At 56.6% G+C, this 14,227-nt stretch carries 11 protein-coding genes; 8 read left to right on the top strand and 3 right to left on the bottom strand.

Going from position 1 to position 14,227, the window contains the following annotated elements; translation table 11 throughout:
• The first annotated feature begins 21 nt into the window (after positions 1-21).
• On the top strand, positions 22-1,839 hold the full coding sequence (gene malZ, locus FD428_RS16295) for a maltodextrin glucosidase (RefSeq protein ID WP_114847705.1): 1,818 nt from the start codon (positions 22-24) through the stop codon (positions 1,837-1,839).
• Here the strand turns inward: malZ and FD428_RS16290 are convergent.
• Entirely contained in the window at positions 1,833-2,735 is a 903-nt protein-coding gene (locus FD428_RS16290) for a LysR family transcriptional regulator (RefSeq protein ID WP_024130600.1), read from the bottom strand. The two genes, malZ and FD428_RS16290, sit on opposite strands and share 7 nt — an antisense overlap.
• 304 nt (positions 2,736-3,039) lie before the next feature.
• On the opposite strand from FD428_RS16290, the gene FD428_RS16285 reads away from it, so the two are divergent.
• Together FD428_RS16285 and FD428_RS16280 are read left to right on the top strand one after the other, a co-directional pair.
• Positions 3,040-5,670, top strand: coding sequence for a DUF2339 domain-containing protein (locus FD428_RS16285; RefSeq protein WP_114847706.1), 2,631 nt, complete (start codon positions 3,040-3,042; stop codon positions 5,668-5,670).
• A complete protein-coding gene (locus FD428_RS16280; RefSeq protein WP_114847707.1) occupies positions 5,667-7,061 on the top strand; it encodes a DUF3999 domain-containing protein in 1,395 nt (464 codons plus the stop codon). The genes FD428_RS16285 and FD428_RS16280 overlap by 4 nt, the downstream gene beginning before the upstream one ends.
• 74 nt (positions 7,062-7,135) lie before the next feature.
• Here FD428_RS16280 and FD428_RS16275 read toward each other — a convergent pair whose 3' ends face one another.
• Both FD428_RS16275 and acpH read right to left on the bottom strand, forming a co-directional pair.
• Positions 7,136-7,738: a peroxiredoxin gene (locus tag FD428_RS16275; RefSeq protein WP_012133577.1), complete on the bottom strand. Its 603-nt coding sequence runs from the start codon at positions 7,736-7,738 to the stop codon at positions 7,136-7,138.
• 149 nt (positions 7,739-7,887) lie between these two features.
• A complete protein-coding gene (gene acpH, locus FD428_RS16270; RefSeq protein WP_049009713.1) occupies positions 7,888-8,469 on the bottom strand; it encodes an ACP phosphodiesterase in 582 nt (193 codons plus the stop codon).
• A gap of 236 nt (positions 8,470-8,705) precedes the next feature.
• On the opposite strand from acpH, the gene queA reads away from it, so the two are divergent.
• Genes queA through secF form a run of 5 tightly spaced genes read left to right on the top strand, consistent with a single transcriptional unit; the run spans position 8,706 to position 14,169 of the window.
• The gene (queA, locus tag FD428_RS16265) at positions 8,706-9,776 is read left to right on the top strand and encodes a tRNA preQ1(34) S-adenosylmethionine ribosyltransferase-isomerase QueA (protein WP_012133575.1); all 1,071 of its coding nucleotides are present in this window, start codon (positions 8,706-8,708) and stop codon (positions 9,774-9,776) included.
• A 53-nt stretch (positions 9,777-9,829) separates the two neighbouring features.
• Positions 9,830-10,957: a tRNA guanosine(34) transglycosylase Tgt gene (gene tgt, locus FD428_RS16260; protein WP_012133574.1), complete on the top strand. Its 1,128-nt coding sequence runs from the start codon at positions 9,830-9,832 to the stop codon at positions 10,955-10,957.
• Between the two features lie 22 nt (positions 10,958-10,979).
• Complete coding sequence (gene yajC, locus FD428_RS16255; protein WP_012133573.1) at positions 10,980-11,312, top strand: preprotein translocase subunit YajC; 333 nt, start codon at positions 10,980-10,982, stop codon at positions 11,310-11,312.
• 27 nt (positions 11,313-11,339) lie between these two features.
• Positions 11,340-13,187 carry a protein translocase subunit SecD gene (gene secD, locus FD428_RS16250; RefSeq protein WP_048902403.1) on the top strand — a complete coding sequence of 616 codons (1,848 nt, stop codon included), beginning with the start codon at positions 11,340-11,342 and terminating at the stop codon, positions 13,185-13,187.
• Positions 13,188-13,197: 10 nt separating this feature from the next.
• Positions 13,198-14,169: a protein translocase subunit SecF gene (secF, locus tag FD428_RS16245; RefSeq protein WP_024130598.1), complete on the top strand. Its 972-nt coding sequence runs from the start codon at positions 13,198-13,200 to the stop codon at positions 14,167-14,169.
• Positions 14,170-14,227 lie beyond the last annotated feature (58 nt).

Raw genomic sequence — 14,227 nt, 5'->3', positions numbered from 1 at the left:
TTTCATCAAAGGGGATACGTGATGTTGAACGCCTGGCACCTTCCGGTTGCCCCATTTGTTAAGCAAAACAAAGAACAACTGACCATAACGTTATGGCTGAGCGGGGAAAACCCGCCCCAGCGTGTGACGCTACGCGCTGAGAACGATAATGAAGAAATCTCGCTGGCGATGCATCGGCTGCGCAGTCAACCGCAACCGGGCGTCACGGCGTGGCGGGCGGCGATCGATCTCGCCAGCGGACAGCCGCGCCGTCGCTACAGCTTTAAACTCCTCTGGCACGATCGCCAGCTGTGGTTCACGCCGCAGGGATTTAGCCGTTTCCCGCCCGCGCGGCTGGAGCAGTTTGCCGTCGATGTGCCGGACAATGGCCCGCAATGGGTCGCCGATCAGATTTTCTATCAAATCTTCCCGGATCGCTTTGCCCGCAGCCAGCCGCGCGAAGCGGAACAGGATAATGTCTATTACCATCATGCCGCCGGTCAGGATATCGTCTTGCACGACTGGGACGATCCGGTGACTGCGCAGGCCGGGGGATCGACGTTCTACGGCGGCGATCTGGACGGGATCAGCGAGAAACTGCCGTACCTGAAAAAACTGGGGGTGACGGCGCTGTACCTGAACCCGGTCTTTAGCGCGCCAAGCGTTCATAAATACGATACGGAAGATTATCGTCACGTTGATCCGCAGTTTGGCGGCGATCGGGCGCTGCTGCGCCTGCGGCAGCATACGCAGCAGCAGGGAATGCGCCTGGTGCTGGACGGCGTCTTTAACCATAGCGGCGACTCGCACGCCTGGTTTGACAGGCACAATCGGGGAACCGGCGGCGCATGCCACAACCCGGATTCGCCCTGGCGTGACTGGTACTCTTTCTCCCCGGAGGGCGTGGCGCTGGACTGGCTGGGGTATCCGAGTCTGCCCAAGCTGGATTTCCAGTCGGAAAGCCTGGTCAATGAAATCTACCGCGGTGAAGACAGCATTGTGCGTCACTGGCTGAAAGCGCCGTGGCATATGGACGGCTGGCGGCTTGATGTGGTGCATATGCTGGGCGAGGCCGGAGGTGCGCGCAATAACCTGCAACACGTTGCCGGTATTACGCAGGCGGCAAAAGAGACGCAGCCTGACGCCTATATCGTTGGCGAGCATTTTGGCGATGCGCGGCAATGGCTCCAGGCGGATGCGGAAGACGCCGCCATGAACTATCGCGGCTTCACTTTCCCGCTGTGGGGATTTCTCGCCAATACCGATATCTCTTACGATCCGCAGCACATTGACGCGCAAACCTGCATCGCCTGGATGGATAACTACCGCGCCGGCCTGTCGCATCAGCAGCAGTTACGGATGTTTAACCAACTGGACAGCCACGATACCGCCCGTTTTAAATCGCTGCTGGGCAAAGACGTGGCGCGTTTGCCGCTGGCGGTCGTCTGGCTGTTTACCTGGCTAGGCGTTCCCTGCATCTATTACGGCGATGAAGTGGGGCTGGACGGCAATAACGATCCGTTCTGTCGTAAGCCGTTCCCGTGGCAGGTTGAAAAACAGGATGCCACGCTGTTGGCGCTGTACCAGCGTCTGGGGAAACTTCGCCAGCGCACGCAGGCGCTACGTCACGGCGGTTGCCAGGTGATTTATGCCGAAGAAGATGTGGTGGTCTTTGTGCGAGTCTATCACCAGCAGCGCGTACTGGTGGCGATCAACCGGGGCGAGGCCTGTGAGGTCGTATTGCCTGCCTCACCGTTGCTTAACGTCAGCGAGTGGCGAGGCAAAGAGGGGAAAGGCCAACTGGCTGAGGGCGTTCTCAGCCTGCCCGCCATTTCCGCTACGGTCTGGGTGAATCACTGATAGAGCTGCGCGACTTCCGGGCTGGCGAGCAGGGCTTCTCGCCACCAGCGCTGCGCCAGACCATCGCTGTGGTTGCGCCATGCCATATAGGCGACATCTTTCTGCCGAAAAGAGATGACGGATTTTTCCACCAGCTCGCCGGTGGCAAGCCACGGTCTGACAATATGGCGGGGGAGGAATCCGCACCCTAAACCGGCGCGCAGCAGCGTCACTTTGCTGTCGAAGTCATCCACGCGAATTTGCGGCTGCTCATCCATTAAATTGGATTGCAGGGGATGGCAGAAGCGGGCGCTGTCGCTGATCACCACCGCCCGATGCAGACAGAGTTGCTCATTGGTCAGACCGTCCGTGGCGGCGGCCAGCGGGTGCGAAGGCGCGACCACAAATACGTTGTCCAGGGTGCCGAGCATTTTATATGACCAGGCGGCGGAGGTCGGAGGCTCGTTAATTGCGCCGAGAATGATGTCCGCGCCGTTGTGCGTCAGCTCTTCCCACGATCCCGCCAGCGTATGGTGTGTAAAATTGAGGCGCGTTTGCTTATTCAGCGCATAAAACGCATCAATAACGGGCAGCAGCGTCTCGAAAGGGAAGGAATCATCCAGCGCTATCGCCAGCTCTTTTTCCCAGCCAGAGCTTAACTGTACGGCTTGTTTCTCCAGGTCTTTTGCGGCGTTGAGCAGCAGACGCCCTTTTTCCAGCATCATTCGTCCGGTATCGGTAAATTTTGCCCGGTGGCCGGAGCGATCGAGAAGCTCAATATCGAGATCGTTTTCCAGTTTCTGAATCATATAGCTAAGCGCCGCGGGGGTTTTAAACAGCGACCCGGCCGCAGCGGCAAACGAGCCGTGTTTGTCGATAGCATCAAGAATGAGCAGAACGTCCAGATTGATTCGCATGATCTGAAAATATCCTGAAAATGAAATAAGTACGTTGTACAGACTGTCGAAAAACAATGCCAGTGAATAATTTAGACCAAAGCATGGCATTTTTTTGAGGGTGTCTGTTATGCAAAATAAGATGAAATAACCACGTTATTAGCATGGTTCATTTCCTCAATAATGCATTCAAAATGGTCGGCTTTATTCGCCCCGAAGCCGCGTTCTGGTTTACGCTGCGATCCGGCATTTTCACCTTCAGGGATGGCAAAAATGTAATAATCTATGTCATTCTGGTCTGTCCTTGTACAGTGAAGGTGGAAACATGGATGAGCTTTTAATCCTTGGCTGCATTGTTTTATTCTTCGCGCTGGTGGTGGTTCCCATTCTCGCGATTGTCGCGCTCAACCGCAGCGCGGCGGTTCGCTTTGAGCTGGCGGTGTTGCGCCGACGGGTTGAGCAACTTGAACAGCAGCGTGCGGAAGAAGCGCCTGCGGTACAGGTGACGGCGGAACCTTCGCTATCTGCGAAAGAGCGTGTCGCGTCATCGCCGCCTGATGCCATCGAAGCGGCCATACCTGAGCCGGAAAATCCCTGGGCTGCGCAGGAAACCCTCGCAAAACCGCTTCCGGCGCCTGCGAAAAAGGCGAAACCTTCCGCGTTCGGCGGCGTTTTCACCTCGCTGGCGCGCTGGTTTATGCAGGGAAATCCGCTGGCGAAGCTGGGCATTCTGCTCCTCTTTTTCGGTTTATCCTTCCTGTTGCGTTATACGGTTGAACACGCGCTGTTTCCGCTTGAACTGCGTCTTGTCACTGCGGCGCTGTGTGCCGTAGTGCTGCTCGCGACAGGCTGGCGTTTGCGACGCAAACAGCCGGTCTATGCGCTGATCCTGCAAGGCGGCGCGACAGGCGTGCTCTATCTGACCGTCTTTGGCGCATTCCGGCTGTGGCAAATGCTGCCGATGACGCTGGCGTTTGCGCTGCTGGTGCTGATTTGCGCCGCAAGCGTAGGGCTGGCAATTTTGCAAAAAGCGCTTAGCCTGGCGATGCTGGCCAGCCTGGGCGGCTATCTTGCGCCGCTGCTGCTGTCGACGGGCGGCGGGAACTATGTGGCGCTGTTCTCGTTCTATCTCCTGCTGTCGGCAGGCATTCTTGCCATAAGCGTCTGGCAGCACTGGCGTGAGCTTAATCTGCTGGGGTTATTATTCACTTTCGGGGTCGGCGGCCTGTGGGGCGTCAGCGACTACCGGCCTGAATACTGGCTCAACTGCCAGCTTTTCCTGATTGCCAATATCATTATTTTCGGTGTGCTGAGCGTGGCGCTGTCGCTGCGGGCGCAGGAAAAAGGCAAACATATTGTTGATGGCGTGCTGTTGTTTGCGCCGCCGCTGGTTGGGTTTGGCATGCAGTACGCCATTACCCAACATATGGATTATGGTCCAGCGCTCAGTGCGCTGGGCTACGGCGCGTTCTATATGGCGCTGGCGTGGCTGGCGCTGCGCCGCTACCCGTCGATGGGAAGGCCGCTGGTGCTGGCGGCGCTCGCGTTGGGCGGCGCGTTTACCACCCTTGCCATCCCGCTGGCGCTTTCGGCGCGCTGGACGGCAATGGCCTGGGCGCTGGAGGGGCTTGGCGTATTGTGGCTGGGTATGCAGCAACAGCAGCGGCGGATGAGCTATAGCGGCACTGCGCTAATGCTACTGGCTGTGGGCAGCGCGCTGTGGGCGCTGGCCGATGACGCCGCGCCGCTGACGGTGATGATGATCTTCGCCGTGCTGAGTTTGTGCTGGCTGGGCGGCGCGTGGCTGTGGCGCAGCGAGAAGAAGGAGGTCAGTTGGGCGCTGCTGGCGGGCGGCATCGCCTTCTGGATCGTCGCGCTGACGGGGGCCTCGCAACTGGCGCTGGCGCGTTATGCTGCCGAATGGTCTGGCGTGCTGGCGCTACTCGCCGCGTCCGCCTGGCTCTGGCGTTATCTGAGCGGGCGGCTCGCCTGGCGGGCGTTAGGTTACAGCCGCTGGCTGCTGTGGCCTGCGATGCTGCTGGCATTGCTGTACCAGATTGAAGAACGGCAGATTTTCGCCGCAGGCTGGCAAAATCTGGCGTGGTGCGTGGCGCTGCCTTGTGCGGTGCTCATGCTTTATCGTGATGATGCGCATCTGCCGCCGCGCATCTCCCGGACGCTGCATTTATCCTTGTTCTGGATGGTGCTTTTAGCGCTTGGGATGGAGCTGTTCTGGTTTGTGCAGTCGTTGCCGTGGGGAATGGACGCCTGGCGCAGCGGGTTGATGATGGCGGCGGGCGGAATCGTCATACTGCTGGTACACGCCGCGCTGCGCCGCGATTTGTGGCCGTTCAAATGCTGGCCTGCGTTGTACGGCGCGCTGGCGCTGGCGCCCGTGGCAGCGATCCTGCTGTTGCTTCTGGTGCTGGCGAATTTACAGGATGGCGTGGTTTTCCAACAGCGCTATCTGCCAGTGGTGAACCCGCTTGAGGAGGGAGCCGCTTTCGCCTTGCTGGGATTGTTCCTCCTTGCGCGTTTCTCTCGTCGTTTTCTGCCGTCGCCGTTAGCGAAATATCGCGCATGGGCGCCTGTGGTGCTGGCGGCGCTCGCATTCTGGTGGTTGAACGGAGGGCTGATGCGGGCGCTGGCGTGGTATGGCGAGGTGGCGTGGAGCATGGAGACATTGTGGCATTCGCGGTTGATCCAGACCTGTTTCGCCCTGTTCTGGATGCTGACGGCGTTAATTATGATGTTGCTCGCGACCCGTCGCCGTTCGCGGCGGGAATGGTTATGCGGCGCGGCGCTTTTGGGGATCGTCATTGTTAAGCTGATGCTGGTGGATAGCGCGCGCGGCGGCGGGCTGGCGCGCGCCATCGCTTTTATCGGCGTGGCGATCCTGGTACTTATCGTCGGGTATTTCTCACCGTTACCGCCCAAAGCAGGAGAAGAAAAATGAAATGGATGAAAGCGGTAGTCTGGAGCGCGTTGCTGAGTGTGGCGTGGCCGGTGTTCAGCCGTGACGAAGCCCCGGAAACGCCGCAGGATTACGCCACCGGCATGATGCTGGAAGCGACGGGTTCATCGCCGTGGTATCGCGTTTCGCTGCCGCTGGCGCTTTACCAACAAAGCGCCTGGCCGGATTTACGCGATGTGCGGGTTTTTAACCGCCAGGGCGATACGGTGCCCTTTGCGCTGACGGCGCAGAAAACGCCGTCTGTCACGCCAGAGACGGTGGCGCTGCGGCTTTTTCCTCTGGATATGTCGCCAGTATCACCGCGGGAAGGGGAGCGCCGTGGAAGCGAATCCTTTGTTTTGCGTTCAAAGACCGGCGTGGAAATTCATCTGGAAAGCGATGACGTTAACGCGGTTGGGCAGAGCTATTTACTGACTCTGCCGGAAGAGATGACGGCGGCCTTTTCGCTGGCGCAACTGCGCCTGAACTGGAACACGCCTGCGGGCAACTGGCAGGGGAAGGCGTCCGTTTATGCCAGCCGTGATTTACGTTACTGGCAACCCGTGCAAGAAGACGCGCCGCTGATGGATCTGACGCGCGATAACGATCGGCTGAAAATGGACACCATCAGCGCCAGCCTGACGCTCTCTGCGGAAGGCCGTCGCTACCTGCTGGTGATTCTTGATTCGCAAAGTCCGCCGCTGACGTTAAACAGCGTAAGCGCCATTGCGGACAGCGGAGAACCGGCGTCGGAGCGTATTGCGCTGGAGGCCCACGCAAAGAAAGTGTCGGAAACAGAAGCCGTATGGCGCTGGAATCAGCCGCAGCCGCTGACGTCGCTCAGAATTGCGTTGGAAAACGAGGGCGTTTTACCGGTTGAGCTGGCATGGCGCGGCGGGGAAAAAGAGGCGTGGCGTCCACTGACGAAAACGATCCTGTACCGCCTCGACGGGAAGCGTTCGGAAGATATTTTTCTTTCAGGTCAACAGGTTGAAGCTATCCATATGACCACCATCAACGCCCGATTGCCGGAGACGCTGCCTGCACTGAGCGGCGCGCGGGACAGTTATCAACTGGTGTTCAATACCCAAGGGAAAGGCCCGTATATGCTGACCTGGGGAAACCGGGCGGCGGAAAAAGCCGATGTTGAGCTGGATATGCTGATCCCGGCGTCGTTGCGCAAAACGCAGGATGTTAACGACCTGCCCTGGGCGATGACGCAGCGGCGCGTAACGCTGGGCGGTGAGGCGCGGCTGACGGCAACGTCGGCTGCGGAGCAGCAAAGCCGCTGGAAAACGTTACTGGTGTGGGGGGCATTGATTGCTGGCGTCGCGGTACTGTTGGTGATGGCGTGGCGAATCTGGCGCGAGGTGAAAAAGGACGGCGCGGCGTAAACGCGACATGTTTGTAGGCCTGATAAGCGCAATAAAAAAGCTCGCCATAGCGAGCTTTTTTCAATTCGAGCCGATTACAGGCTGGCGACGTTTTCAGTCAGGTATTTTGCCACGCCGTCTGGAGAGGCGTTCATCCCTTCTTTGCCTTTTTCCCACTGTGCCGGGCACACTTCGCCGTGCTCTTCGTGGAACTGCAACGCGTCAACCATACGCAGCATTTCGTCGATGTTACGGCCCAGCGGCAGGTCGTTAACCACCTGGTGACGAACCACGCCGTTGGCGTCGATAAGGAAAGAACCGCGCAGGGCAACGCCCGCTTCCGGGTGTTCGATACCGTAGGCTTTCTGGATTTCACGCTTCACGTCAGCAACCATTGCGTATTTCACTGCACCGATGCCGCCTTTATCGACAGGGGTGTTACGCCATGCGTTGTGGACGAATTCAGAGTCAAAAGAAACGCCGACAACTTCTACGCCACGCGCCTGGAACTCTTCATAACGTTTGTCGAAAGCAATCAGTTCAGACGGGCAAACGAAGGTGAAGTCCATCGGCCAGAAGAACAGAACGGTTGCTTTGCCGTTGGTGTGCTGTTTGAAGTTGAAGTTTTCAACGATCTCACCGCTACCCAGTACGGCGGCTGCTGTGAAGTCCGGGGCCTGACGAGTAACCAGTACCATATAAATACTCCTGCAAAGTTAAGGGGTTTGGAACGCAACGCGGGCAAGTATAGGGAGGGGAAGAGGGCAACTCAACGCGGTGCTGACAATCAATGAGACAGGTTTCACCTATCAATTTTTTGCCTGATGGCGTTACGCTTATCAGGCAGCTAAAGCGACTTCTGACGCGCCTGCGCCATCATGCGCGGGTAGAAGCGCCAGAAGCGCGCTTCTAACGCATCGTAGTGCGCATCCAGATCGTACCAGGAGTCGCGCAGGGCATCGAGGCGTGGGCGGCGATTCGCCATCCCGTTGAGGACATTCTGGATAAAATCCATATCGCGATAACGCTCCAGCCACTTTTCCGACCACAGATAATCGTTCAGATTCACAAAACGCGGCGGCGAGTCGGGCAAAATAGTGCTGACTTGCGCATGGGCGTAGCCCACGAACGCCTGCAACGGGAAATCGGGAGATATTGTCGCCCAGTGGCGCGACAGGAAGTGGTCCCACATCACATCCAGAGTGATGGGGGCTACACGACGGGTTTCGCTGCGAAACCATTCCCGCGCTTCACGCACTTCCGGCAGATTATCGGTCATGACGTCAATCCGTCGATGCATATAAATCCCTTCCACCACGTCAGGGGGAAAATTAGCCTCCGGGTTTCCCCGAACAAAATCGGCCAGTAAATTGCCGGAAAGCGAGCTGTCGGCGAGATGCGCTAAGTGCAGGTGTGCAAGAAAATTCATATCCACTTCATCCTTCAAACTGCCTCTTTGTTGGCTGCGAGTTACTCGGCCCATCCCCGGGCCTCACCCCAGCGACTTACTTGAGTAAGCGCCTGGGGACTTATTCAGTTGCCGCCTCGATGCATCCTGAATGATTTTGTCTATAGCTTATATCTCTTAACTTGAGGGGTAACGGTTGCAGGGAGCGCGCCCCGGCACTAGACTACCCGCCTCTTATTTTAGTCTGAGTCAGTGTCATGCGCGTTACCGATTTTTCCTTTGAATTACCCGAATCCCTGATTGCCCACTATCCGCAGCCTGAGCGCAGTCGTTGCCGCTTGCTGTCACTGGACGGGCCGACGGGCGCGCTGACGCACGGTACTTTCACCGATCTGCTCGATAAGCTCAACCCTGGCGATCTGCTGGTCTTTAATAATACCCGCGTCATCCCGGCGCGTCTGTTTGGCCGTAAAGCCAGCGGCGGCAAGATTGAAGTGCTGGTTGAGCGGATGCTGGATGACAAACGCATTCTGGCGCATATTCGCGCTTCCAAAGCGCCGAAACCGGGCGCGGAACTGCTGTTGGGCGATGACGAAAGCATTAACGCCACCATGACCGCGCGTCATGGCGCGCTGTTTGAAGTTGAGTTCAACGACGCGCGCCCGGTTCTGGAGATTCTCAACGCGATCGGCCATATGCCGCTGCCGCCGTACATCGACCGCCCGGATGAAGACGCCGACCGTGAGTTGTATCAGACGGTCTACAGTGAAAAACCGGGGGCCGTTGCCGCGCCAACCGCAGGTTTGCACTTTGACGATCCGCTGCTGGCCGCGCTGCGCGAAAAAGGCATTGAGATGGCGTTTGTGACGCTGCACGTCGGCGCGGGGACGTTCCAGCCGGTGCGTGTGGAGACCATTGAAGATCACATCATGCACTCGGAGTACGCCGAAGTCCCGCAGGAGGTGGTTGATGCGGTGCTGGCGGCAAAAGCGCGGGGCAATCGGATCATCGCGGTAGGCACCACCTCGGTACGCTCACTGGAGAGTGCGGCGCAGGCGGCGAAAAACGACCTGATCGAACCGTTCTTCGGCGATACGCAAATCTTCATCTACCCAGGTTATCAATACAAAGTGATTGATGCGCTGGTGACCAATTTCCATCTGCCGGAATCGACGCTGATTATGCTGGTGTCCGCTTTTGCGGGTTATCAGCACACGATGAATGCGTACAAGGCTGCGGTAGAACAAAATTATCGCTTTTTTAGCTACGGGGACGCGATGTTTATCACGTACAATCCGCAGGCTTTGAATGAGCGTGTCGGGAAGTAGGTTCGCGGCACAGGTTTAAACGTCAGACTGTTTTTCTGGCGTATGGAGAGAAAATGAAATTCGAACTGGATACTACCGACGGACGCGCTCGCCGTGGCCGCCTGGTGTTTGATCGTGGCGTAGTGGAAACGCCTGCTTTTATGCCTGTCGGTACGTATGGCACCGTTAAAGGCATGACGCCGGAAGAAGTTGAAGCCACTGGCGCACAAATTATTCTCGGCAACACCTTCCACCTGTGGCTGCGCCCGGGTCAGGAAATCATGAAACTGCATGGCGATCTGCATGATTTCATGCAGTGGAAAGGCCCGATCCTGACGGACTCCGGCGGTTTCCAGGTGTTCAGCCTCGGCGATATTCGCAAGATCACCGAGCAGGGCGTGCATTTCCGCAACCCGATCAACGGCGATCCGATTTTCCTCGATCCTGAAAAATCCATGGAGATTCAGTACGATCTCGGTTCCGATATCGTCATGATTTTTGACGAATGTACGCCGTATCCGGCGGACTGGGACTATGCTAAACGCTCTATGGAGATGTCTTTACGCTGGGCGAAGCGTAGCCGCGACCGTTTTGATGGTTTGGGCAACAAAAATGCGCTTTTTGGCATCATTCAGGGCAGCGTTTACGAAGATTTACGCGATATCTCCGTCAAAGGTCTGGTAGAGATTGGCTTTGATGGCTACGCTGTCGGCGGTCTGGCTGTGGGTGAGCCGAAGGAAGACATGCACCGCATTCTGGAGCATGTCTGCCCGCAAATCCCGGCGGACAAACCTCGTTACCTGATGGGCGTCGGCAAACCGGAAGATCTGGTGGAAGGCGTGCGTCGCGGTATCGATATGTTTGACTGTGTTATGCCAACACGCAATGCCCGTAATGGTCACCTGTTCGTGACTGACGGCGTGGTGAAAATTCGTAATGCGAAGCATAAAAGCGACACCAGCCCGCTCGATGCCGAGTGTGATTGCTACACCTGTCGCAATTATTCGCGTGCCTACTTGCATCATCTCGACCGTTGCAACGAAATATTGGGCGCGCGACTCAACACGATTCATAACCTGCGTTACTACCAGCGTTTGATGGCGGGTTTACGCAAGGCTATTGAAGAGGGTAAATTAGAGAGCTTCGTGACCGATTTTTACCAACGTCAGGGTCGACCTGTTCCACCTTTGAACGTTGATTAATTTTAATAATGAGGGAAATTTAATGAGCTTTTTTATTTCTGATGCGGTAGCGGCAACAGGTGCTCCGGCGCAGGGCAGCCCGATGTCTCTGATTTTGATGCTGGTGGTGTTTGGTCTGATTTTCTACTTCATGATCCTGCGTCCACAGCAGAAGCGCACCAAAGAACACAAAAACCTGATGAGCTCCATCGCAAAAGGCGATGAAGTGCTGACTAACGGTGGCCTGGTGGGTCGTGTAACGAAAGTAGCGGAATCCGGCTACATCGTTATCGCGCTGAATGACACCACTGAAGTGGTTATCAAACGTGACTTCGTAGCTGCCGTTCTGCCGAAAGGCACTATGAAGGCGCTGTAATCTATTGTTTTCCCAAAGGGAACTGCCGTGTTAAACCGTTATCCTTTGTGGAAGTACATCATGCTGGTCGTCGTGATTGTCGTCGGCCTGCTTTACGCACTTCCCAACCTGTATGGTGAGGATCCGGCTGTTCAAATCACTGGCGCGCGCGGCGTCGCCGCCAGTGAGCAAACGCTGATCCAGGTCCAGAAAACGTTACAAGAAGAAAAAATTACCGCTAAGTCTGTGGCTCTGGAAGAGGGCGCTATTCTTGCGCGCTTCGACACCACCGACATCCAGCTGCGCGCCCGTGAAGCGCTGGTTGGCGTGCTGGGTGATAAATACGTCGTGGCGCTTAACCTTGCTCCGGCAACGCCTCGTTGGCTGGCGGCCATTAAAGCCGAGCCGATGAAACTTGGCCTTGACCTGCGTGGCGGCGTTCACTTCCTGATGGAAGTGGATATGGACACCGCGTTAGGTAAGCTTCAGGAGCAAAATATCGATAGCCTGCGCAGCGACCTGCGTGAAAAAGGCATTCCTTATACCACTGTTCGCAAAGAAGATAACTACGGTCTGAGCATCACGTTCCGCGATAACAAAGCGCGTGATGAAGCGATCTCTTATCTGAGCGGGCGTCACCGCGATCTGGTGATTACCAGCCAGGGCAATACGGTGCTGCGTGCGGTCATGTCTGATGCGCGTCTGAGCGAAGCGCGTGAATATGCCGTTCAGCAGAACATCAACATTCTGCGTAACCGTGTAAACCAATTGGGCGTGGCTGAGCCGGTTGTCCAGCGTCAGGGTGCGGATCGCATCGTCGTTGAGCTGCCGGGTATTCAGGATACCGCGCGTGCGAAAGAGATTCTGGGCGCTACCGCGACCCTCGAATTCCGTCTGGTAAACACCAATGTTGACCAGTCTGCGGCGGCATCCGGGCGCGTACCGGGTGACTCGGAAGTGAAACAGACGCGCGAAGGCCAGCCGGTTGTGCTGTACAAACGCGTGATCCTGACCGGTGACCATATCACCGACTCCACTTCCAGCCAGGACGAATACAACCAACCGCAGGTTAACATCTCGCTGGATAGCGCAGGTGGCAACATCATGTCTAACTTCACCAAAGACAATATCGGCAAGCCGATGGCGACCTTGTTTGTGGAGTACAAAGACAGCGGTAAGAAAGATGCCAACGGCCGTGCGGTACTGGTGAAGCAGGAAGAGGTGATTAACATCGCCAACATCCAGTCTCGCCTGGGCAACAGCTTCCGTATTACCGGTATCAACAACCCGAACGAAGCCCGCCAGCTCTCTCTGCTGCTGCGCGCCGGTGCGCTGATTGCGCCGATTCAGATTGTTGAAGAACGGACTATCGGCCCGACGCTGGGTATGCAGAACATCAAACAGGGCCTGGAAGCGTGTCTGGCCGGTCTGGTGGTCTCCATCCTGTTCATGATCTTCTTCTACAAGAAGTTCGGTCTGATTGCGACAAGCGCGCTGGTGGCCAACCTGGTATTGATTGTCGGTATCATGTCGCTGCTGCCGGGGGCCACGCTGAGTATGCCGGGGATTGCCGGTATCGTGCTAACCCTTGCGGTGGCGGTCGACGCCAACGTACTGATCAACGAACGTATTAAAGAAGAGTTGAGCAACGGGCGTACGGTTCAGCAGGCGATTGATGAAGGTTATAAAGGCGCGTTCAGTTCCATCTTCGATGCGAACATTACCACGCTGATTAAAGTCATCATCCTGTACGCAGTCGGCACCGGGGCAATTAAAGGGTTCGCGATTACTACCGGTATCGGTGTGGCGACGTCGATGTTTACCGCGATTGTCGGTACGCGTGCCATCGTAAACCTGTTGTATGGCGGCAAACGCATCAACAAGCTGTCAATCTGAGGAGTGCGATGTGGCACAGGAATATACTGTTGAACAATTGAACCACGGCCGTAAAGTCTATGACTTTATGCGCTGGGACTACTGGGCTTTCGGCATCTCTGGTTTCCTGCTGATTGCGGCCATCGTGGTGATGGGCGTGCGCGGTTTTAACTGGGGTCTCGATTTTACCGGTGGTACGGTTATCGAAATCACGCTGGAAAAACCGGCCGAAATGGACGTGATGCGTGATGCGCTGGAAAAAGCGGGCTTTGCCGAGCCGCTGTTGCAGAACTTCGGTAGCAGCCACGACATTATGGTGCGTATGCCGCCGACGGAAGGTGAAGACGGCGGTCAGGTGCTGGGTAGCAAGGTGCTGAGTGTCATTAACGAAGCCACCAGCCAGAACGCCGCCGTGAAGCGTATTGAGTTTGTCGGGCCGAGCGTGGGCGCCGATCTGGCGCAAACCGGTGCGATGGCGCTGATTGTCGCGCTGATCTCTATCCTCATTTATGTCGGTTTCCGCTTTGAGTGGCGACTGGCGGCGGGGGTGGTTATCGCGCTGGCGCACGACGTGATTATCACCTTAGGGATTCTGTCGTTGTTCCATATTGAGATCGACCTGACGATCGTTGCATCGTTGATGTCGGTTATCGGTTACTCGCTGAACGACAGTATCGTGGTATCTGACCGTATTCGTGAAAACTTCCGCAAAATTCGTCGCGGGACGCCTTACGAAATCTTTAACGTGTCGTTGACCCAGACGCTGCACCGTACGTTGATCACCTCCGGGACGACGTTAGTGGTGATTCTGATGCTGTACCTCTTCGGTGGTCCGGTACTGGAAGGCTTCTCTCTGACCATGCTGATTGGTGTTTCTATCGGTACGGCATCGTCGATCTATGTGGCCTCGGCGCTGGCGCTGAAGCTGGGCATGAAGCGCGAGCATATGTTGCAGCAGAAAGTTGAGAAAGAAGGGGCGGATCAGCCGTCTATTCTGCCTTAATCACGCAGTCACGTTATTACTGGAATCCCGGTCGCATGGCCGGGATTTTTTTATCGCT

This window comes from Citrobacter sp. TBCP-5362, from assembly GCF_005406305.1.
Lineage (GTDB): Bacteria > Pseudomonadota > Gammaproteobacteria > Enterobacterales > Enterobacteriaceae > Citrobacter_B > Citrobacter_B koseri.
The sequence above is the reverse complement of the archived record's forward strand: the minus strand, read 5'-3'. Positions and strand labels throughout refer to the sequence as shown.

Bases quoted from the DNA above. Each gene is read 5' to 3' on its own strand.
- malZ (WP_114847705.1), top strand. From the start codon at position 22: ATGTTGAACGCCTGGCACCTTCCGGTTGCCCCATTTGTTAAGCAAAAC.
- FD428_RS16290 (WP_024130600.1), bottom strand. From the start codon at position 2,735: ATGCGAATCAATCTGGACGTTCTGCTCATTCTTGATGCTATCGACAAA.
- FD428_RS16285 (WP_114847706.1), top strand. From the start codon at position 3,040: ATGGATGAGCTTTTAATCCTTGGCTGCATTGTTTTATTCTTCGCGCTG.
- FD428_RS16280 (WP_114847707.1), top strand. From the start codon at position 5,667: ATGAAATGGATGAAAGCGGTAGTCTGGAGCGCGTTGCTGAGTGTGGCG.
- FD428_RS16275 (WP_012133577.1), bottom strand. From the start codon at position 7,738: ATGGTACTGGTTACTCGTCAGGCCCCGGACTTCACAGCAGCCGCCGTA.
- acpH (WP_049009713.1), bottom strand. From the start codon at position 8,469: ATGAATTTTCTTGCACACCTGCACTTAGCGCATCTCGCCGACAGCTCG.
- queA (WP_012133575.1), top strand. From the start codon at position 8,706: ATGCGCGTTACCGATTTTTCCTTTGAATTACCCGAATCCCTGATTGCC.
- tgt (WP_012133574.1), top strand. From the start codon at position 9,830: ATGAAATTCGAACTGGATACTACCGACGGACGCGCTCGCCGTGGCCGC.
- yajC (WP_012133573.1), top strand. From the start codon at position 10,980: ATGAGCTTTTTTATTTCTGATGCGGTAGCGGCAACAGGTGCTCCGGCG.